At 61.1% G+C, this 1,288-nt stretch carries 1 protein-coding gene and 1 pseudogene; one reads left to right on the top strand and one right to left on the bottom strand.

The annotated features are described in order from the left end of the window. Nucleotides 1–207: pseudogene (locus ACP96_RS15050) on the bottom strand (acyl-CoA dehydrogenase family protein); the annotation flags it as partial. 47 nt (nucleotides 208–254) lie between these two features. On the opposite strand from ACP96_RS15050, the gene ACP96_RS15045 reads away from it, so the two are divergent. Continuing rightward, nucleotides 255–1,288, top strand: a 1,034-nt coding sequence (locus ACP96_RS15045) for an ISH3 family transposase (protein WP_050033934.1), incomplete at its 3' end; no start/stop codon positions are given.

Here is a 1,288-nt window from a genome sequence, read left to right as displayed (position 1 = left end):
CTCGCGCTCGCCGGCGTACTCCTTGGCGGCCTCGTAGGCGCCCTGCGCGAGCCCCACCGAGAGCGCGGCGATGGAGATTCGTCCTCCGTCGAGCGTCTTCATCGTCTGCGTCCACCCCTCGCCCTCCTCGCCGAGCAGGCGGTCCTCCGGGATCCGCACGTCGTCCAGCGAGATCTCGCAGGTGGGCGAGCAGTTGAGGCCCATCTTCAGTCGATCACATCGGGTTTGAGTGAAAGTGTCTGCTTGGGAAGGGTGTGGAAGCTACCGAAGCAGACAGCGAGATAGAAGAAGAGCACCTCCTTAATTTTGTCGTCAACAGCCTCAACGAAGAGCTTGCGATAGATCTCGACGAGAACGTCAAGGTCACGACAGAGACGTTGTACGAGGTCCTCGCCGGCGCCAGCGCCGGCGGGACCTCGATCAATCACGTCTGCGAAACGACCGAGGACTCGCCACACGCCAACACCGTTCGAGGACATCTCACCGAGCAGTTCGAACTTGACTCCGTTGAGGCGGTTGGGGACACGCTACTTCAACGAGATACGCTTGAGACGCTTCCAGATCGACCGGTGGAGGTCTGTGCAGACCTCCACCTCGACCCCTACTACGGCGATGAAGACGAAACAGAAGCGCTGTACTTCTCACAGGCGAAACGAGGAACCACAACGTTTCACGCGTACGCGACGCTGTACGCGCGGGTACGCAACAAGCGGTACACGCTGGCGGTGCGCCAGCTTGTCGCTGGCGACACCACCAGCGACGTCCTTGGTGAGTTTCTCGAACTCCTCGACGGCCTTGACCTCGGCGTCAAGGCCGTCTATCTCGATCGCGGATTCTACAACAGCACCTGTCTTGGGCTGTTGTCCACGCACAACTACGCCTACGTGATGCCGATCGTCAAGTGGGGTGAAACGATCCAAGACGAACTCAGTAGCGGCTGGAGCCGCGAGATCGAACACGATCTCGCCGGCAAGGTAACGTTCCCTGTGTTCATCGACTGCGTCTACCAACAGGGACGATACGACGAACACGGGGTGGCGCGTCACGGCTACGCCGCTGACGCGCCGTTTATCGACACACCACGGGATGCCCGAGAACACTACAGCAAGCGCTTCGGCATCGAGTCGAGCTACCGATTAGCCAAGCAGAGCCTCGCATTCACCAGTTCTCAGGACGCTGGGCTACGGCTGGTGATGTTTGTGGTGAGCCTACTGCTCCAGAATAGCTGGCGGTATCTACACTGGCGGTACGTGGGCGGCGCCCGCCCCGGGGGGGGTGGGGCGGGGGG

The organism is Halorubrum halophilum (assembly GCF_000739595.1).
GTDB lineage: Archaea > Halobacteriota > Halobacteria > Halobacteriales > Haloferacaceae > Halorubrum > Halorubrum halophilum.
Note: the sequence above shows the minus strand (reverse complement) of the source record. Positions and strands in the feature narration are given on the sequence as shown.